The following is an 18,566-nucleotide window of genomic DNA, read 5'->3' as shown; positions in this document are numbered from 1 at the left end:
CACATGCGACCGCTCGTCGAAACGCGGTGGCGCATGCCGCCCTTGAGCAGGCTCCGAACCCGGGACCCGCAGCTCTGTCTGCCGCCGCTCAGGGGATTGTGCCGGGGAGGAGCGTGTCTCGTCCGGCCGGGACCGCGGCTCCACATGCGACCGCTCGTCGAAACGCGGTGGCGCATGCCGCCCTTGAGCAGGCTCCGAACCCGGGACCCGCAGCTCTGTCTGCCGCCGCTCAGGGGATTGTGCCGGGGAGGAGCGTGTCTCGTCCGGCCGGGACCGCGGCTCCACATGCGACCGCTCGTCGAAACGCGGTGGCGCATGCCGCCCTTGAGCAGGCTCCGAACCCGGAACCTGCGGCTCTGTCTGCCGCCGCTCAGGGGATTGTGCCGGGGAGGAGCGTGTCTCGTCCGGCCGGGACCGCGGCTCCACATGCGACCGCTCGTCGAAACGCGGTGGCGCATGCCGCCCTTGAGCAGGCTCCGAACCCGGAACCTGCGGCTCTGTCTGCCGCCGCTCAGGGGATTGTGCCGGGGAGGAGCGTGTCTCGTCCGGCCGGGACCGCGGCTCCACATGCGACCGCTCGTCGAAACGCGGTGGCGCATGCCGCCCTTGAGCAGGCTCCGAACCCGGGACCCGCAGCTCTGTCTGCCGCCGCTCAGGGGGTCGCAGCCCGGAGGTGTCCGGGTCAAAAGAGCGCTGGTCCGATGACGGCGGCTCTAGCTCCAGCCCCGCGAGGTCGCCCAGGCGGATGGGCTGCGAGATGAGGCGGCGGGGCGGTGCGAGGTCCTCGCCCGCCAGCCGGGACACGGCGTAGCCGCACATGCGGCCCTGGCACCAGCCCATGCCGGGCCGGGCCAGCAGCTTGATCGCGCGGGCGTCGCGGGCCCCGAGGTCGCGTGCCTCGCGTACCCGTGCGTACGGGACCTCCTCGCAGCGGCAGATCAGGGTGTCGTCGTCGAGCCAGGCCGTCCAGCCGTCCTTGATCGGATAGGCGCGGCGCAGGGCGCGGGCGAACGCCTCCTGGCGGTCACGCCGCCGAGACAGGGCGGGGGCGGGCCGTAGCGGGCGGCCGAGGTCGGCGGCGACGGCGCGCCCGGCGAGCCACCCCTCGGTCTCGGCGAGGTCGGCGCCGCCGACGCCGGTGGTCTCGCCCGCCGCGTACACGCCGGGGACGCTGGTGCGCATGCCCGCGTCCACCCGGACCACCACACCTCCCGATCCGTCGGGGCCGGTGGCGCAGCCGAGCTGGACGGCCAGGTCGAGCCGGGGGGTGAAGCCGTAGCCGACGGCGAGCGCGTCGCAGGCGATCGTGCGCCGCCGTCCCGGCCGGGGCCGCCAGTTCTCGTCGATGGCGGCCACGGTGACGTGTGTCAGTTCTCGGTCGCCGTGCGCGGCGATGACCGCGTGCCTGGTTCGGTACGGCGTGCCGTGGCGGGCCAGTTGGTAGCCGTACCGGGATGCCTCGGCGACCTTGCCGGGACGGCGCAGCAGCTCCGGGGCGATCGCGAGGCCGCCGTTGGCCTCGAACACGCCCGCCACCTCGGCCCCGGCTCCCGCCAGCCCGGCGGCCACCGGCAGCAGGAACGGCCCCGTCCCCGCGACCACCACCCGCCGCCCGGCGAGGACCAGGTTCCCTTTCAGCAGCGCCTGCGCCCCGCCTGCCGTCATGACACCGGGCAGATCCCACCCGGGGAACGGCAGCGGCAGATCGTGCGCCCCCGTGGCGATCACCAGCCGCCGCGCCACCACGGTCTCCGGCGTCTCGTCCCGTTCCCCCGCCAGACACCGTACGGCGAACGTCTCGCCACGGAGGTCGCGCCACGACGACGCGTCGCCGCCGATGCGTTCCACGGCCCACGACTGATGCCGCAGCAGGACATCGACCCGCCCGTCCAGTGCGGCGCGAAGTCGCTCGAACCGAGCGAATCCATGCTGTGACGTGCCGGGATGCGACGGGCGGAGACCCGGGGGCGGATGCCGGTAGTACTGTCCGCCGAGCCGCGGCCCGCCGTCGATCAGTGCTACGGTCAGCCCTGCCCGCGAGGCCGCCACCGCCGCCGCCAGGCCGGCCGGACCACCGCCGATCACCGCCAGGTCGTACGCCTCGCCGGACCTCCGGCCGCCCGCCCGCCCGTGTTCGCGTCGGCTCATGGCGCGCCCTCCGCCCCGCCAGGCCGTGCCTGCGGACCGATCACCCTCACGTCACCGGGCTCACCAGGCCACCGAACCACCGCCCGCCCGTCTCCACGCCGGCTCATGGCGCGCCCTCCGCCCCGCCAGGCCATGCCTGCGGACCGATCACCCTCACGTCACCGGGCTCACCAGGCCACCGAACCACCGCCCGCCCGTCTCCACGCCGGCTCATGGCGCGCCCTCCACCCCACCAGGCCATGCCTGCGGACCGATCACCCTCACGTCACCGGGCTCACCAGGCCGCCGGACCACCGCCCGCCCGTCTCCACGCCGGCTCATGGCGCGCCCTCCACCCCACCAGGCCATGCCTGCGGACCGATCACCCTCACGTCACCGGGCTCACCAGGCCACCGGACCACCGCCCACCCATGTCCACGCCGGTTCATCGCACGACCCCCTCACCGCCAAGCCGTACCTCGGCCCTGATCCGCGCCGACGAATTGATTCGGGTCATGTGGTGGTCACCTCGTCGCCGGGGCGGGCCTCGATGACGCAGGCGCGCAGCGAGGGCACGCCGTTGAGGGTGATCAGGCAGTCGAAGCAGACGCCGATGCCGCAGAAGAGGCCGCGTGGGCGTCCGTCGAACCGGGTGACGCGCCATGCGCGGATGCCTGCCGCGTGCATGGCCGCCGCGATGCTCTGTCCGGGTACGACCGGTACGGGCCGCCCGTCCACGGCGATGTCGAAGCCGGGAGCAGGGCGAGCGTCCTCGCCTGATATGCCCCCTCCGCTACGTTCGCCCGCCATCAGGCCGCCTGGTCGAAGCGGGCGGGGCGGAACGGCGTGAGGTCGAGCCGCGGCGTCGTGCCCGCGAGGGCCTGGGCGATCAGATACCCGGTCGCGGGAGCGAGGCCGATGCCCGCGCCCTCGTGTCCGCACGCGTGGTACAGGCCGGGAACTCGCGGGTCCTCGCCGATGACGGGCAGGTGGTCGGGGCAGTACGGGCGGAAGCCGCAGTAGGCCCGGATGACGCGGACGTCGGCGAGCGCGGGGAACAGCGCCACGGCCTGGGCGGCGAGCCTGCGCAGGACCGGCGGCGAGACGGTGCGGTCGAAGCCGACCCGTTCCCGGCTGGCCCCGATCAGCACGGTGCCCGACGGGGTGCTCTCGACCACGGCCGAGGTCTCCAGCGCGGCGGAGTCGCTGGCGACGCCGGTGACGTACGCGGCCGTGTAGACCTTGTGTCGTACCAGGTCCCGGCCGGTCAGCGGCTCGGTGACCAGGATGAATCCGCGCCTCGGCAGGATCGGCAGCTCGACCCCGGCGAGGGCGGCGACCTCGCCGCCCCACGTTCCCGCGGCGTTGACGACCGCTCCCGCGTGCAGCTCGCCCGCGGCGGTCCGCACCCCGCGCGCCCGGCCGTCCCGTGACCGCAGGATCCCGGTGACGGTCTCCCCGGTCCGCAGCGTCACCGAACCGGGTCCCGTCGGCGCGGCGATCAGCCGGGCGGCGGCAAGCATGGGCTGGACCTGCGCGTCCTGCGGATAGTGGACGCCGCCCGCGAGACCGCCGGTCAGATGGGGCTCGTAGTCGTGAAGCCCCGCGGCGGCCACATCCGTGCATTCCACGCCGGCCTCCCGCTGGCCGTACGCGAGGCGTGCCAGCGCCTCAAGCGCCCGGGGCGTCTCGGCGACGACGAGCCCGCCCTTGGGCTCGTACTCGAATCCGCCGACCTCGCGATCCAACTCGGCCCACAGCCGGGCGGACAGCATCGCGAGGTCCAGCTCCGGCCCGGGTTCCTTGTCGGACACCAGCACGTTGCCCTCGCCCGCCCCAGTGGTGCCGCCCGCGACCGATCCTCGGTCGACGACGACAACGTGCAGGCCCGCGCGCGCCGCGTAGTGGGCGCAGGCCGCCCCCACCACGCCCGCTCCGATCACCACCACGTCCGGCATGCCCATCGGCAGTAATATGTCACATTCCAATTGTCGTACCAAGGACGGAAAGAGCATCTTTCCTGACCATTGCCGTCAAGCCCGGCACCGAAACGGCCCGGCTCCTTGAGCGCAGGCGTCCGCCGCGGACGCGGGGCGGGTCCGCCGCGGACGCCGCCGGCGGATCCGTCGGCGGATCAGCGGTAGCGGACCCAGACGTCGCCCGTGCGCACGGTGCCGACCAGCCGCACGGTCACCCCATCGGGGGCGAGCGGCGTGCGCGGGCGGTTGAAGACCGCGCCGAGACGGCGGCGCACCACCTGGTCGTCGTGCACGACCCAGCCGCGCGGGACCGTGATGACGATGTCGGCGAACCATGACGTGATGTCCACCTCGACGACGATCTCCCGGTGCCGACAGTCGGCCGAGGTGAAGTCGATCTTCACCGTGCCCCAGCGGCTCGCCTCGGCGGTCAGCGTACGCGGGACCGTCCAGCGGCCCGCCTGCACGACCTTGGGCCCGTGGGAGCGCAGCCGCAGCCCGGCGGGCTCGGCGGCCAGGGCGGGCTCGCCGGTCTCGGCCGGTCGCAGATCGGCGACGACCCTCTCCAACTCGCCCAGCGTCCGGGCCGTGTAGGCGAGGTCGGCCCGTTCGTTGAGCTCCTCGAGAGTGATCCGCCCGTCGCCCGCCGCCTCGCGCAGCGTCTCGACGACCCGTTCCCTGTCGTGGTCGGAGGCCCGCAGTTCCCGGTGATCCGGCATGTCGTCCACGGTAGACAAATCACGCCATCCTGCCTATACCAAGATCGGTGCCCGTTGTCATCACCGAGGGCCGTTCGGCCCCCGGCCGATGGCGGGACCGACCGGTGGGCCTCCTAGCATGAATGGCGTGTCCCGCACCCATGACCAGTCCCCCCGTCTCGTGGCCCGCCTGCGCAACTCGGTGTGGTCGCCCACCTCCGCCGACATGCGCCGCTGGGCGCTGGCGGCGGTGGTCGTCAATACGCTGATCATCGTGACCGGCGCGTCGGTCCGGCTCACCGGCTCCGGCCTGGGCTGCCCGACGTGGCCGAAGTGCACGTCCGACAGCTTCGTCCCGGTGCCGCACAACGAGCACGACCCGCTGAACATGGCCATCGAGTTCGGCAACCGGCTGGTGACGTTCCTCGTCCTGGCCGTGGCCGTGGCCTGCGTCGTCGCCGCGTGGCGGCTCGTCCCGCGCCGTGACGCGCTGCTCACGCTGGCCGCCCTGCAGCCGCTCGGGGTGGTCGCCCAGGCGGTGTGGGGCGGGGTGGTGGTGCACACGGTGCTCAACCCGGTCACCGTCGGCATGCACTTCCTGCTGTCGATTGCCATGGTCTTCGCCGCCTACGCCCTGTACGCCCGGTCGTGCGAGGGCGACGGACCGGTGCGCGGCGTGGTGCGGCGGGAGATCCGCGTGCTGGGCTTCGTGCTCCTGGCCGCGATGTTCGTGCTGCTGGTGCTGGGCTCCGTCGTCACCGGCACCGGGCCGCACTCCGGCGACAAGGCGGCCGCCCGCTTCACGTTCGACATCGAGGCGGTGACCCGCCTGCACACCGACGCGGTGTGGCTGGTGCTGGGGCTCACATTCGCGCTGCTGTTCGCCGTCCACCTGACCGGCGCCCCGGCGGTGGTACGCCGCGCCCTGCTGGTGCTGCTCGGCCTGGAGCTGGCCCAGGGCCTCGTGGGCGCGGTCCAGTACGCGCTGGCCGTACCGGCGGCGCTGGTGGAACTGCACGTGCTCGGCGCGGCGCTGACGTGGATCGCCACGCTGCGGGTGATGTATCTCATGCGGGAACGGGGCCCCGCCGCCCCGGATGTCGAGCCGAACCAATCCCGCACAGCCGTCGTCTGACGATGCGTGATATCTCACGACAAACGACCTGAGGAGGCACCCTTTCCGGCAAGTCCGGATTCCCTGAGCAGGACGCGGCGCTGGCGCGCTCTCCTGCGCGCCCCTTCCCGCATCCTTTCGCGCACCCCTTGGCGCACCCCTTCGCGCACCACGGTACGGCGGGCCTACCACGCGGCCGTCGCGCTGAGCGTGCTCGCGCTGCTGCCGATGACGTGGGCGTGGCTGTCGAGCTCGGGCCACCGCGTCACGGCGGACCACTCCTCCCGCTGGATGGCGGCGGTGCCGCACGCCCCGGTCGCGCTCGTGCTCGGCGCGGGCCTCTACGCCGGTCAGCCCACGCTCATGCTCGCCCGCCGCCTGGACGTGGCCGCCGAGCTGTACCGGGCCGGGCGGGTGCGGGTGCTGCTGCTGTCCGGGGACCACGGCAGGGTCGGCTACGACGAGCCGACGGCGATGCGGGACTACCTGGTGGCGCGCGGCGTCCCCGCGCGGATGATGGTGCTCGACTACGCGGGCTTCGACACCTGGGACTCGTGCGTACGGGCGCGCAAGGTCTTCGGGGTGAGCAAGCTGACGGTGGTGACCCAGGACTTCCATCTGCCCCGGGCCGTGACGCTGTGCCGTCAGGCGGGCATCGACGCCTTCGGCGTCGGCGACGAGTCCATGTCCCGCTGGGGTCCGGTGACGGTCGTGCCGCTGGCGCTGCGCGAGTTCGGCGCGACGGCCAAGGCGTTCCTCGACTCGGTCGTGCTCGACTCCTCCCCCCGCTTCGACGGTCCCCGCGAGACCTCCGTCGAGCGCCTCCTCGCCTCCTGACCCGGGCCGAGCGAACGCGGCGCGGCGGCGTTTCTGCACTCGTTCTGTTTCTTTTACGTCTTCTCCCGTGTTCTCCCGTGTAGCGCGACAAGCCACTGCTGAATACTGCTTCCATGCGGAAGACAGACCCCACAGGTCACGTCGTTCACGGCGGTCGCACCCTGACACGTGGTGACGGACCCGCCCAATCGTCCGCCCGGCCGTCAGGCGAACCGGCCGGTCGAATCGGGCCGGACGCCCCGGTCCGGGAGCGCCCGGGCCGCCTGCTGGGCGTCGACCTGGCCCGCGGCATGGCGATCTTCGGCATGTTCGCCGTGCACGTGGGCCCGAGCCCGGCCAATGTCGGCGGGCTGCCCGGCCTGTTACTGAGGCTGGCGCAGGGCCGGTCGGCGGCGCTGTTCGCGACGCTGGCGGGTCTGTCGCTGGTGCTGATGAGCGGGCGGGACCGGACGCACAAGCCCGGGCGGGAGGTGCGGACGCGCATCGGCGTCCGCGCGGTCATCCTGCTGCTGCTCGGCACCGGCCTGACGATGCTGGGCACCACCATCTCCGTGATCATCCCGTACTACGGGGTGTTCTTCCTGATGGCGCTGCCGGTGCTCGGCTTCTCCGCCGCCGCCCTGGCCGTGCTGGCGGCCGTCGCGGCCCTGGCCGGGCCGGTGCTGACGATGGCGCCGATGGTGATCCCCGGGGACTGGCTGGACACCTTCGCCTCCTACGACCCGATCAACTCGCTCAGCGGCCGCGGGTTCATCGACCTGGTCCTCGTCGGGGCCTTCCCGGCGGCCTGCTGGATCGCGTACGTGTTCGCGGGCATGGCGCTGGCCCGGCTCGACCTGGCCGCCGCCGGGATCCGGCGCCGCCTGGTCGCGGCCGGGGTGGCGCTGACGGTGACCGGGTACGGCGGATCCTGGCTGGCCACGCACGTGTTCACGCACGTGCAGGAGGCCGTGGACCAGGCCGCCGCCGCGGCGAGCGCCGCCGGTTCCAGCTTCGACGTGTTCGACGAGGGCTCGCCGATCGAGCGCCTGCTGGTCGCCTCGCCGCACAGCAACTCGCCGTTCGAGATCATCGGGAATCTGGGCGTGGTGATCCTCGCGATCGTCGCCTCGATCGCCGCCCTGGAGGCGCGGCCCCGCCTGCGCCGGCTCGCCGCGCCCGTCATCGCCGTGGGCACGATGTCGCTCACCGTGTACGTCGCCCACATCCTGGTGATCCACTACGTGGACCCGGAGGTGTACCTGGGCACGCCGCTCGCCGTCCTGGTCGCCTTCATCGCGGGCGCGACCGCGTTCGCCGTGCTGTGGAGGCGATGGTTCCGGCGAGGACCCCTGGAGTTCCTGCTTCATTTCTCAGCGATCAAGCTCGCCCGCGTGGTGAGATAGAGGCAGGTCCCTCCCCGGCCCTCAGCGTGAGGGCCCGTACGGACCGCTCCCTGGCCCTGCTCTGCCTGGAGGCGGGGGTTCCTGGGTCGGCGCCTGCCCCGGTAGCGTCCCGAGGTCGGGTGGCCGGGGAGGGTACGGGCCTTGCGGCGGATCGCTCGGCGGCGCCCCCGGGGCGTACCCGGGCGGCGGAAGCCCTTTGCTGAGCGCCGCGTGGTGGCGTTCCGGGATCGGGAACCGCGAGCGGGTCACGCCCATGTAGTACAGCAGCGTCTGCCGCTGGCGGTCGAACGTCTCACGGTCGATCAGCCCGCGCCCGGCGCGCTCGTGCAGCAGGCCGAGCTCGGTGGCGGCGAGCTGGTAGTCGCTCATCGCGGCGCCCCCCTGCCGTTTGCCGTGCGCCCTGGCCCACTGCCGCGCCTGCCGCCGTCCCTGCAGGGAGGACAGCATGAAGATGTCGGTCTGGTTGACCAGGCCCGTCGGCTCGTACTGCGGCAGGTAGCGCTGGATCAGCCCGACGATGCGGCGGCGGTCCCGCACCAGGATGTACAGCTCGGTCAAGAACAGGCCCATCAGGATCAGGTACGCCACGACCAGGCCGCTGAAGCCCCGGTAGGAGGCGAAGCCGTTCCACAGGCCGTGCAGCAGCATGGCGCCCACCCAGCCGGCGAAGATCGCGGCCCAGCCCTGGCCGCGCGGGCGCTGGGCCGCGTACGCGACCGCGATGCCGATCATCGAGGTGAACAGCGGGTGGGCCAGCGGCGTCAGCACGCCGCGCAGCACCACGGTGACGGCCAGGGTCTCCGGGCCGCGTTCGCCCGACAGGGCGGCGATGTAGTAGCTGACGTTCTCGCTCATGCCGAAGCCGAGGCCCACCATGCCGGCGTAGATGATGCCGTCGGTGGGGCCGTCGAGTTCGTGGCGGCGAAACCACAGCAGGCCGAGCAGGACCACGCCCTTGAGCGTCTCCTCGACCGGCGGCGCGCCGAAGGTGGCCACGATGTCGTGGGCCGCCTGCGCGTCTTCTATTCGTTCCGAGAGGTAGAGCAGGTTCAGCCGGTTGAGGATGCCCGAGATCAGCACCGCCACCCCCGCGCCCCACACGAACGCGAAGATCAGATTGCCGCGTGGCTCGGGTTCCATGCGGTCGAGCGCGAGCACGCCCGCGAGCAGCAGCGGCACCGGCGCGAGCGCCAGCACCAGTGCGATGAAAAAGTGCACCGGATCGCCGTCGAGCAGGTCGAACGACAGCGCCAGCAACGCGCACATCCCCGTCACGACGAGCCCTATGATCAACCTCAGGGAAGGTCGTCCCCTCAGTTCCAGTCCCGGATCACGGCTCCTCATGCCCGCGAGCGTAACCGACCAGACACGACATGTCCGTCATCAGTGCAGGCGTTCTCAAGGTTTTCTCCAAGTCATCCACCGGATCCGCCGAGGGCCCGTCAGCTCGGGCAACCCCCGGGGTGTCCTGACTCTTCCCACAGAAAGGGACATAACACGCATTGGCGCTATGTCACCTTCTCCGGGGCCAACTGGAGAAACCCGGCCCCGAACAGTGGCGCGGAACACCGCGTCGCGGCCACGGCAGCGCCACGCCCTCGCTCAGGCGTGACCGCGTCTCCCCCTGAGCCTTGCCGGCGAACACGTCGCGGAGCGCACCGAGTTCGTTGACGGTCACGAGTTCGTTGCCGCTCATCGGCGCGGCCGCGGTCCGGCCGGGCCGCCCCCGTTCGCCCACCCGGGGCGGCCTCGGCAGGAGCGGGCACGCCCCGCGTCAGGCCGAAGCCGCGCGACCCGGCCTCCCGACGGCTCGGACTCTCCGGGAACTCAGAGCTTTCTGCCGACGCAACCGTAGGATCCCGCGACCAGGCCCTCCCGTACGGGGCCGTCCGGGCGCCACTCCGAGTTCGGCACGATGCCCGGTTCGACGAGTTCGAACCCGGTGAAGAAGCGGGCCACCTGCTCGCGGGTGCGGTTGGTCATTCGCAGCGGGCCGGTGTTGTAGGCGGCGGCCAGCGCGCCCATTTTCTCCGGCTCGAAGTCGGCGGTGAGATGCGTGATCGCCAGGTAGGAGCCCGGGCAGGTGGCGTCGGTGAACTGCTTGACCGCGCCCCACGGATCGTCCTCGTCCCTGATGTGCATCAGGGTGCCGACGATGATGACGCCGATCGGCCGGGAGAAGTCCAGGACCTTCAGCGTGCCGGGGTGGGTGAGGATGCTCTCCGGCTGACGCAGATCGGCCTCGATGTAGGCGGTCCTGCCCTCGGGGGTGCCGCGCAGCAGCGCGCGGGCGTGCGCCATCACGATCGGATCGTTGTCCACGTACACGATGCGCGCGGCCGGGTTGACCGCCTGCGCCACCTCATGCGTGTTGCCCGCCGTCGGGATGCCGGTGCCGATGTCGAGGAACTGATCGACGCCCTGCTCGGCGATGTACCGGACCGCCCGCCCAAGAAAGGCCCGGTTCTCCCGCGCCCCCTCCACCACGCCGGGCGTCGCGGCGATCGCCGCCTCGGCCACCTTCCGGTCGGCCTCGAAGTTGTCCTTGCCGCCCAGCCAGTAGTCGTACACCCGGGCCGGATGCGGGACCGACGTGTCGATCTTGGCCAACCCGTCGGCGTCCGGTGCGTCCGACCACGGCAGCGGACTCTTCGCGTCTTCCATCGCCTACGCCTCCAAGCACACAACACCCTCGGCCATGATCCTAGCGACCAGAAAATGTCCGCATAGGCAAATAAAGACCCTTCCACACGCCCGACATCGTTCTCCCAGATCAGCGTCCGATGAGCGGCGCAAATCGGGTGATAGGTTTCGTCCCGCACACATCTGGGGCACCTGAGTCGGCGCCCCACCGCCGCCCGCATCACTGGAGACGACCGGCTTGTACGTCGCTTCCCGACCGGGCCGCACCACTGGTGGGGGCCACGGTCGGTTGCGGGCACCGTGCCCCGCCGCGGCTCACCCGGGCTCACGAGCGGGTGAGCCGGGTCGTCTACCCCTTCACCGCGAGGTCTCGCCATTCGGAGGGGATCAGGCACACAAACCAGACACATTTCCCCCGGCCGTCCGGCAGCAGCCGCACCCCCCACTTGTGAACGAGCCCGTCGACGATCGCCAGCCCTCTGCCGTGCTCGTCCCCGGGCTCAACCTCCCGCATGTACGGCAGCTCCGTACCGTGGTCGGCGACCGTGCCGACGAGCATGCCCGGGTAGGCGCTCAGCGCCACCTCGATGGGGGCGGCGCCGTACAGGACCGCGTTGGCGAGCAGCTCGCCCACGACGAGCACGACGTCATCGGCGAGATCACTCAACCCCCAGGCGTCGAGCGTGTCCCGCACCAGGGCACGGCACTTCGCGGTGATCGAAGGGTCGGCGGGCAGATCCCAGCGGGCCTGACGGGGAAACGGGGAGACGCCGTTCATCGCTATCGCAACTCCAGTGTGAAAGCAGGGGAAACCTTCGCCCGACCGCGCGCCACACACTCGGCGACCGATCGACAGCAAAGCGTGACCACCACCTTCACCGCCGCACCCACGTCCAGAACACGCGACGCGGCCTCACAGTTGCCCGCCCCGCCCGCCACGACAACCCCTTCATCTGCGCCGCGACACCGAATACGGCGATCACACCTCCGATTTCCACACACGGTGCGTAATCAACCGGCTACTTTCGATACCTTCGGGGTCACCGGTCATCGTCCCGAGCGGCAGGGAAGGGAGCAGGCGATGCCCCGCAAGCCTCGCAGCCTCAAACAGGAAATGGACCGCCTCACCGCCGAGTTGCGCGAGGCCGGCTGGACCTGGACCCAGGTCGCCGCCGAATACCGGCGCCGCTACCGCCTCAACCCCCGCCAGGCCTTCCGCGAGGCCCACCGCCTCACCCAGGCCGCCGTCACCCTCCGCTGGGACGCCCTGTGGCCCGACGACCCCCTCAGCGTCCGCAAACTCGGCTGGTGGGAGGCCTGGCCCGGCCCCACCGGCCACGAACCACCCCTGGCCGCCCTCAACCGCCTGGCCCGCATCTACCAATGCCGCACCACCGACCTGATCGACGCCGAGGACCACACCCCCGCCGACCCCAACACCCCTCACCCTCCCGACAGCAACGTCAGGCCCGTAGGCCACGCCGCACAGCCCGACCGCGCCGCTAACCTAACCTTCGAGAGCGTTGAGGACGTCCTTCCGAGCCTGCCGCCACGTTCCCCGGCGGCGACGGTGTCACCGGGAGGGCTGCTCCGACGAGAGTTCAGCGATCTCGTCCACGCCTTGACTCGATGGGCGGAACGAATGAAACGGCGTGACGCACTTGCCCTGCTAGGAGCCGCCGCCACCTCGGCCTACGCCTCGCCGACGTTCGAACGGCTGAATTCTGACGAATTGGAGCGCCTCGGGTCGGCCGTAACCGACCCCGCCCGGATCGATGGCGCGACCATCACGCACATCGAGGCGATCCTGCATCACAGCATGCGCCAGGAATACGCGCTGGGCCCTCACGCGGCCCTGGAGACCGTCCTCGCCCAGCGCCACCTCGTCCATCACCTGCTCACGGCCGGGGTGGAGGAGCACAACCGGGTCAGGCTGTTGTCCCTGCTGGCCAACCTCAGCAGGTGCACGGGATGGATGCTGTTCAACCTCGGCGATTTCAACGCGGCCGAGCACTACTTCGCCCACGCCCGCACCTCAGCCCACGAAGCGGGCGACGACGCCGTGGCCGCCCTCGTCCTGGCGAACTGGAGCCAACTGGCCACCTGGCGAGGCAACCCCCGTCAAGGTCTCGACCACGCCCTCGCAGCCACACGATGGGCGCACCAGGCAGGAAGTCAGCTCCTGGCCGCCTACGCCCACGACGTCGAGGCTCGCGCCTACGCCGGCATCGTCAGCCGCAGCGCCGCAGCAGAAAGCCGCGGCGACCGAACCCGCTGCCTACGCGCCCTCGACCAGGCCCACAACGCCCTCACCAGGATCGACACCGGCGACCCCGCTACCGGGCTCGTCTACAACTACTGCGACGCCAACCGCATATCCACCAACGCGAGTTGTCTCATCACGATGAACTACAGGCCCACGCAAGCCTTGGACGCCGCCCGCACCGCGTTGACCAGAATCGATCCGGCGGTCACCCACACGATCGCCTTCACCCACCTGTGGATTGCCAGAGCACACCTGCACCTGCGCGATATCGAAGAAGCCTGTGAAGAACTCGCCAGAGCGGCGACCACCCACCGCAACGCCTACCCCCGCCTCACGCACACCATCACCGAGATCCGCGAGAAGCTGAGCCCCTGGAACAGGACGCGCGCCGTCGCCCGCCTTGACGAACAACTCCACACCATCGGTTTGACCAACTCGCGTTGATGGGCGTCCGCCATCGGCGTCCGCTCAGCTTCGCGCACGTACCTGCGGCCGCAGCGAAAGGCACGCTGCGGGGAGTCTCGAGCGTCCCTCCTTCAGCAGCGCCCTTGGAGGCACCGTGAATCGGCGCGGTGGGCGCGGGTCATCCCGGTGCCGAGTGGGAGCGGCGAGGGTTGCAGATTCTCTGCTGATGGCCGGGGTGAGGGTTGCGGGAAACAAGGGTGCACGCTCGGCCGCAGTCGACGGCATGACCGCCCTCTTCGTCCGGGAACGGATCGCGACCGAACAGTCGCACCGGCTCAGTATTCGAGACTCCGCCAGCCCTGGTAGATAGCTGCCACCGAGTATCCCCTGAACCTCCTGGACCCATTCAAACTGACCCGACCCCCGAAATGTGACCCAAATTAATTTGACAAGCCCCACCCGTCCACACGAATATCCATCAAACAGCCGTCGGCTAGTTGGAGTCCGCAAGAATCGCTCTACGAAATCCCTTCAGCGCAGGCTCGGGTTTGAGACGATCAAACCCCAGCCCGACGATATGAAGGAGAATGCATCGGATAGGGGGCTTCGAGGGATCCATGCGATTCAAACGCTCAGCCTCATCGAGGCATGCCCTTACAGTCCGGAACACATGCTCCTCTATGGAATCATCGCCATACCCGGAAGATTCGTTTTCTGATTTGAGGTCCTCCAACGCAAGCGGTGGGGTCGCCAAGATGATTCTCGGAGATCCATCCGTAGGTGGTTGACGAGCGCCTGGGATTTCCCAATCTGTGGGGTTCCTCCGTACCGGTCGTGTGCGAACATGAAGGCTACGACCTCGGCGTCGCATCCTTCCCCAACTTGGGGGATATGTCCCACACGGAAATCTGCGTTAGGGAGATCATCCAGGCCCTGGATCCATGGGCGCAGTGTCCGCTCAGCCGATGAAGCGATCACATATTTCACCTGTTTCACCTATCCACAACTCGAGTACGGCATAATACGCGGACCACATGGTAGGTGTGAATAGCGTCGATGGTGAGGTTGTGGACGCGTTTGGGTGGCGGTGGCGGTCGGCTTGTCGGTGGCGTCGCCGCTGCTGCCGTCGGTGTCGATGGTGATGTCGACCAGGGGCTTGACGCCCTCGCCGGTCATCACGTGATAACCGGCTTCGGGCGGCGATCACGCCTCCGATTTTCGGGAACGCCACGTAATCGAGCGATCACTTTCGATACCGTCGGAGTGACCGGGCAGCGCCACCAGCGGCAGGGAAGGGAGCAGGCGATGCCCCGCAAGCCTCGCAGCCTCAAACAGGAAATGGACCGCCTCACCGCCGAGTTGCGCGAGGCCGGCTGGACCTGGACCCAGGTCGCCGCCGAATACCGGCGCCGCTACCGCCTCAACCCCCGCCAGGCCTTCCGCGAGGCCCACCGCCTCACCCAGGCCGCCGTCACCCTCCGCTGGGACGCCCTGTGGCCCGACGACCCCCTCAGCGTCCGCAAACTCGGCTGGTGGGAGGCCTGGCCCGGCCCCACCGGCCACGAACCACCCCTGGCCGCCCTCAACCGCCTGGCCCGCATCTACCAATGCCGCACCACCGACCTGATCGACGCCGAGGACCACACCCCCGCCGACCCCGACACCCCTCACCCTCCCGACACGAGAATCGCGCCGTCTGGCGACGTTCCCGCAACCGAAGTCCTGCCTAGCCTTGCTGTCGAGGATGTCCTGAACATCTTGTCGCGATGGCACCCAGAACCCTTCTCTTCCCCGGCCCGCACCCAGGAGCCACGCGACCAGGAGTACGACCGGCTCATCCACTCCCTAGTCCGTTGGGCTGCCCAAGTGAAACGACGAGACGCCTTGACCGTGCTGGGGGCCGCTGCGACAGCCGCCTATGCCTCACCGGCATTCGACCTCCTCAGTCCCGAGGACCTGGACCGGGTCGCGTCGGCCGTCGCCGACCCCGTTCGGGTGGACGACGCCACCGTCGACCACATGGAGACGGTCCTACGACACGTGATGCGTCAGGAGGACGCTCTCGGCCCCCAACCCGTCCTGGAAACCATGATCGCGCAGCACCGGCTGCTCCAAACTGTCCTCGCAGGCGGGGCAAGCGACCAGGTTCGCCCTAAATTGCTGTCCTTGCTTGCCAACGCCGGGCGAAGCATCGCCTGGATGCTGTTCAACCTCAACGACTTCAACAGCGCCCACCACTACTACGCCCAAGCCCACAAGATGGCGCACCTTGCCGCCGACGACGCGACCTGCAGCCTCGTCCTTGCCGCCTGGAGCCACCTGACGACCTGGCACGGCGACCCCCGTTTAGCTCTTGAGCACGCCCTCGGCGCGCAGAGATGGAGCAGCCGGACAAACGACCCCCTGCTGAGCGCTTACGCCTATGGCGTGGAAGCCCGCGCCCACGCCGCCATCGCCCGCCGGTCCGGCCGATCCGCCAGCCGCAAGGACCGCCTTGACTGCATGCGCGCCCTCGAGCGCTCAAAACGCGAGCTGAGCAGGGCGGACCCCGGTGATGGATCGTCCCGCGTCTATTTCTACAGCGAGGCGACCTACATGGGCGCGCAGGCCCGATGCCTCCTCGATATGGGCACTCCCACACCGGCACTGCACCTGGCGACGACCTCGTTGGCCACCCTCGATCCCGCTCTCATTCGCGACGTCGCCTACACGCACCTGTACGCCGCCCGAGCTCACATGCAACTCCGCAACATCGAGCAAGCCTGCGAGCACATCAGCGAAGCCGCCGCCCTGGCGCGGCGTAATACCTCGCCCCGTCTGGCCCGCTCCATCGTTGAGGACCGGGAGAAACTCAACCCCTGGAACAACACCCACGCCGTATCTGACCTTGACGACCGCATCCGCTCTCTCGGCTGACCAGCCAATTCGTACCGAGCACCTGCCACGTCCACTCGTATGCGCTCAAGCCGAAGTGGCCCCGCAGGTGACAACGCGGCCAGTCGTTCACGAAATCACCTGCGGGCCACGACCATCGCCACAAGTCAGAGCTCGAATCACGTGATTGGTCGCTTGACGAGCACACGGCGGTCTCCGGCGACGCCGAAGAGCATCCGGAGCGGCGTTGCGAAGAGTTCCACAGCCGACGGTCTGCTCGCGCCGGGACGTGGCGGGTGTCAACGGTTGCCGAAGACGCGTTCCGGGGTGAGGAGTACGGCGGTGCGGCGTTCCTCGGCCATGACGCGGTCGTAGGTGTCCCAGTCGTCGTGGGTGCCGCCCGCGGCGGTGAAGATGTCGCGGAGCAGGAGACGTAGGCCCTCGGCGTCGATGTCCGGGGCCGGGTCGTCCGGGCCGATCAGGTCCACTCGGCCGTCGGCTCCCGCCCACTGCCAGCCGGCGCGCACCACGATGTTCGCGTATGGGCGCTCACGCAGGTCCGCGAGTTTGCGGGCCGTGCCCCTGGCGACGAGCCCGATCACGGGCCGGTCGGTGAGGGGGTGGGGCAGGACGCCGGCGTTGACGACCGACGAGCGGATGGTTCCGTCGGGGCGGAGGGTCGAGACGACGCAGAGGCCGTGGTCTTCGGGGATGAGCCGGGCGAAGTTCGCAAGGTCTACCACGGGTCGAGCGTATGGCCGTCGCGGTCACGGTGAGCGCTTTTTCGAGGGCGATTGGTACGCCGCGTCGTGTCGGCGCAGGTCCGGGGAGGGGCGCGCGTTTACATTCGTCCTGTTCGATGTCTCCGCCGCGAGTGAGGACCGTCATGCGAGCCATCACCGTTCGGGACCGCGCCGCGGGTCTGGCCGGGCTCTGTTTGACGGATGAGCCGTACCCGCGCGCCGCCGAGAACGACGTGGTCGTCCGGGTGCATGCCGCGGGGTTCATCCGCACCGAGCTCGACTGGCCGGGGACGTGGACCGATCGCGCCGGACGCGACCGCACGCCCAGTGTGCTCGGGCATGAGGTGTCGGGTGTGGTCGCCGAGCTGGGGTACGGAACGACGGGGCTGACCGTCGGCCAGCGGGTGTTCGGGCTGACCGATTGGGCCCGCAACGGTTCGCTGGCCGAGTACGTGGCGGTGGAGGCCCGTAACCTGGCGCCGCTGCCCGCCGACGTCGACCACGCCGTGGCCGCCGCGCTGCCGATCGCCGGGCTGACCGCGTGGCAGGGGTTGTTCGATCACGGTCGTCTGGTTGCCGGGCAGACCGTCCTGATCCACGGCAGCGCGGGCGGCGTCGGGTCCATCGCGGTGCAGCTCGCGCGGGAGGCGGGAGCCCGGGTGATCGGCACCGGGAGGGCGGGCGACAGGGAGACGGCGCTCGGGCTCGGCGCGCATGTCTTCCTGGATCTGCAGGCCGATGCGCTGGAGGATGCCGGTCAGGTCGATGTGGTGTTCGACGGGATCGGCGGGGACGTCCTGGATCGCTCGGCCGCGCTGGTGCGGCCCGGCGGCACGCTCGTCACCATCGTTGCGCCGCCCGCGGTCCGGCCACCTGACGGGAAGGCGATCTTCTTCGTCGTCGAGCCCGATCGCGCGCGGCTCGCGGATCTGGTACGACGGGTCAAGGACGGGCGGCTTCGCCCGATCGTCGGGGCCGTGCGGACGCTCGCCGAGGCGCCCTCCGCGTTCGCGCCCGGTCGGCGCACAGCCGGCAAGACGATCATCCGGGTCGTGGAGGGCGATTAGTGCGGTGACCGAGAACGTTCACCGGGCCGGGCGCCGTCCATATGGCGCCGGGCTGCACCGTACGCCCAAGCGCCGTCCCGGCGCCAGGAAGGACCGGTTCGGTGAAGCCGGGCTGCACCCTACGCCCAAGCGCCGTCCCGGCGCCGAAGAAAGACCGACCCCGTGAAGCCGGGGCACCGTACGCCCAAGCGCCGTCCCGGCGTCAGGAAGGACCGACCGGGTGAAGAGGAGGTCGCCGTACCGGCCAGGGCGAGGACAGGCTGAAGGTGGACCATCCGCCGGGGTGGGGCTGGCGGCCGGGCGCGACGGCGCAGGGGTGATCCTTTGTGACCTTGTATCGCCCGCCATCTCCGGCGTACGGCCGAGACCGGGCGGTGCGACGGGGTCGGCGAGCGGCGCGGGGAACGGCGGCTTGGGGGACGAGACGG

14 protein-coding genes are annotated in these 18,566 nt (G+C 70.4%); 6 read left to right on the top strand and 8 right to left on the bottom strand.

Going from position 1 to position 18,566, the window contains the following annotated elements; genetic code table 11:
- From AB0K60_RS17265 to AB0K60_RS17250, 4 genes are all read right to left on the bottom strand, one after another.
- On the bottom strand, nucleotides 1-2,148 hold a 2,148-nt coding region (locus tag AB0K60_RS17265; protein WP_364055100.1), incomplete at its 3' end, for an FAD-dependent oxidoreductase.
- Nucleotides 2,149-2,640: 492 nt separating this feature from the next.
- On the bottom strand, nucleotides 2,641-2,937 hold the full coding sequence (locus tag AB0K60_RS17260; RefSeq protein WP_364055097.1) for a (2Fe-2S)-binding protein: 297 nt from the start codon (nucleotides 2,935-2,937) through the stop codon (nucleotides 2,641-2,643).
- Nucleotides 2,937-4,091: an FAD-binding oxidoreductase gene (locus AB0K60_RS17255; protein ID WP_364055094.1), complete on the bottom strand. Its 1,155-nt coding sequence runs from the start codon at nucleotides 4,089-4,091 to the stop codon at nucleotides 2,937-2,939. The genes AB0K60_RS17260 and AB0K60_RS17255 overlap by 1 nt, the downstream gene beginning before the upstream one ends.
- Before the next feature lie 170 nt (nucleotides 4,092-4,261).
- Nucleotides 4,262-4,825, bottom strand: a complete 564-nt coding sequence (locus AB0K60_RS17250; RefSeq protein ID WP_364055091.1) for a DUF1707 domain-containing protein — start codon at nucleotides 4,823-4,825, stop codon at nucleotides 4,262-4,264.
- Between the two features lie 118 nt (nucleotides 4,826-4,943).
- Here AB0K60_RS17250 and AB0K60_RS17245 point away from each other — a divergent pair, with 118 nt between their 5' ends.
- The 3 genes from AB0K60_RS17245 to AB0K60_RS17235 all read left to right on the top strand — a co-directional run bounded on the left by AB0K60_RS17245 (nucleotide 4,944) and on the right by AB0K60_RS17235 (nucleotide 8,140).
- On the top strand, nucleotides 4,944-5,939 hold the full coding sequence (locus tag AB0K60_RS17245; protein ID WP_364055088.1) for a COX15/CtaA family protein: 996 nt from the start codon (nucleotides 4,944-4,946) through the stop codon (nucleotides 5,937-5,939).
- A gap of 189 nt (nucleotides 5,940-6,128) precedes the next feature.
- A complete protein-coding gene (locus AB0K60_RS17240) occupies nucleotides 6,129-6,755 on the top strand; it encodes an ElyC/SanA/YdcF family protein (protein ID WP_364055085.1) in 627 nt (208 codons plus the stop codon).
- Between the two features lie 113 nt (nucleotides 6,756-6,868).
- Nucleotides 6,869-8,140 carry a heparan-alpha-glucosaminide N-acetyltransferase domain-containing protein gene (locus AB0K60_RS17235; RefSeq protein ID WP_364055082.1) on the top strand — a complete coding sequence of 424 codons (1,272 nt, stop codon included), beginning with the start codon at nucleotides 6,869-6,871 and terminating at the stop codon, nucleotides 8,138-8,140.
- A gap of 21 nt (nucleotides 8,141-8,161) precedes the next feature.
- Here the strand turns inward: AB0K60_RS17235 and AB0K60_RS17230 are convergent, their stop codons facing one another.
- The 3 genes from AB0K60_RS17230 to AB0K60_RS17220 all read right to left on the bottom strand — a co-directional run bounded on the left by AB0K60_RS17230 (nucleotide 8,162) and on the right by AB0K60_RS17220 (nucleotide 11,561).
- Entirely contained in the window at nucleotides 8,162-9,406 is a 1,245-nt protein-coding gene (locus tag AB0K60_RS17230) for a PrsW family intramembrane metalloprotease (protein ID WP_364055839.1), read from the bottom strand.
- A 561-nt stretch (nucleotides 9,407-9,967) separates the two neighbouring features.
- Nucleotides 9,968-10,804: an SAM-dependent methyltransferase gene (locus AB0K60_RS17225; protein ID WP_364055079.1), complete on the bottom strand. Its 837-nt coding sequence runs from the start codon at nucleotides 10,802-10,804 to the stop codon at nucleotides 9,968-9,970.
- Between the two features lie 328 nt (nucleotides 10,805-11,132).
- The gene (locus AB0K60_RS17220) at nucleotides 11,133-11,561 is read right to left on the bottom strand and encodes an ATP-binding protein (protein ID WP_364055076.1); all 429 of its coding nucleotides are present in this window, start codon (nucleotides 11,559-11,561) and stop codon (nucleotides 11,133-11,135) included.
- A 303-nt stretch (nucleotides 11,562-11,864) separates the two neighbouring features.
- Between AB0K60_RS17220 and AB0K60_RS17215 the strand changes: the two genes are divergently transcribed.
- Together AB0K60_RS17215 and AB0K60_RS17210 are read left to right on the top strand one after the other, a co-directional pair.
- Entirely contained in the window at nucleotides 11,865-13,493 is a 1,629-nt protein-coding gene (locus tag AB0K60_RS17215) for a hypothetical protein (RefSeq protein WP_364055073.1), read from the top strand.
- A gap of 1,266 nt (nucleotides 13,494-14,759) precedes the next feature.
- The gene (locus AB0K60_RS17210; protein ID WP_364055070.1) at nucleotides 14,760-16,370 is read left to right on the top strand and encodes a hypothetical protein; all 1,611 of its coding nucleotides are present in this window, start codon (nucleotides 14,760-14,762) and stop codon (nucleotides 16,368-16,370) included.
- Between the two features lie 257 nt (nucleotides 16,371-16,627).
- Here AB0K60_RS17210 and AB0K60_RS17205 read toward each other — a convergent pair whose 3' ends face one another.
- Complete coding sequence (locus tag AB0K60_RS17205; RefSeq protein ID WP_364055067.1) at nucleotides 16,628-17,071, bottom strand: pyridoxamine 5'-phosphate oxidase family protein; 444 nt, start codon at nucleotides 17,069-17,071, stop codon at nucleotides 16,628-16,630.
- A gap of 11 nt (nucleotides 17,072-17,082) precedes the next feature.
- On the opposite strand from AB0K60_RS17205, the gene AB0K60_RS17200 reads away from it, so the two are divergent.
- Nucleotides 17,083-18,138: an NADP-dependent oxidoreductase gene (locus AB0K60_RS17200; RefSeq protein WP_364055064.1), complete on the top strand. Its 1,056-nt coding sequence runs from the start codon at nucleotides 17,083-17,085 to the stop codon at nucleotides 18,136-18,138.
- Nucleotides 18,139-18,566: the final 428 nt, after the last annotated feature.

Origin of the sequence: Thermopolyspora sp. NPDC052614 (genome assembly GCF_040678635.1) — a bacterium.
Lineage (GTDB): Bacteria > Actinomycetota > Actinomycetes > Streptosporangiales > Streptosporangiaceae > Thermopolyspora.
This window is presented reverse-complemented; position numbering and strand designations above follow the sequence as displayed.

What these genes read in the sequence shown, in the direction of transcription:
- AB0K60_RS17260 (WP_364055097.1), bottom strand. Translation starts at nt 2,937, where the DNA reads ATGGCGGGCGAACGTAGCGGAGGGGGCATATCAGGCGAGGACGCTCGC.
- AB0K60_RS17245 (WP_364055088.1), top strand. Translation starts at nt 4,944, where the DNA reads ATGAATGGCGTGTCCCGCACCCATGACCAGTCCCCCCGTCTCGTGGCC.
- AB0K60_RS17210 (WP_364055070.1), top strand. Translation starts at nt 14,760, where the DNA reads ATGCCCCGCAAGCCTCGCAGCCTCAAACAGGAAATGGACCGCCTCACC.
- AB0K60_RS17225 (WP_364055079.1), bottom strand. Translation starts at nt 10,804, where the DNA reads ATGGAAGACGCGAAGAGTCCGCTGCCGTGGTCGGACGCACCGGACGCC.
- AB0K60_RS17255 (WP_364055094.1), bottom strand. Translation starts at nt 4,091, where the DNA reads ATGGGCATGCCGGACGTGGTGGTGATCGGAGCGGGCGTGGTGGGGGCG.
- AB0K60_RS17230 (WP_364055839.1), bottom strand. Translation starts at nt 9,406, where the DNA reads ATGTGCGCGTTGCTGGCGCTGTCGTTCGACCTGCTCGACGGCGATCCG.
- AB0K60_RS17215 (WP_364055073.1), top strand. Translation starts at nt 11,865, where the DNA reads ATGCCCCGCAAGCCTCGCAGCCTCAAACAGGAAATGGACCGCCTCACC.
- AB0K60_RS17200 (WP_364055064.1), top strand. Translation starts at nt 17,083, where the DNA reads ATGGCCGTCGCGGTCACGGTGAGCGCTTTTTCGAGGGCGATTGGTACG.
- AB0K60_RS17220 (WP_364055076.1), bottom strand. Translation starts at nt 11,561, where the DNA reads ATGAACGGCGTCTCCCCGTTTCCCCGTCAGGCCCGCTGGGATCTGCCC.
- AB0K60_RS17235 (WP_364055082.1), top strand. Translation starts at nt 6,869, where the DNA reads ATGCGGAAGACAGACCCCACAGGTCACGTCGTTCACGGCGGTCGCACC.
- AB0K60_RS17250 (WP_364055091.1), bottom strand. Translation starts at nt 4,825, where the DNA reads ATGCCGGATCACCGGGAACTGCGGGCCTCCGACCACGACAGGGAACGG.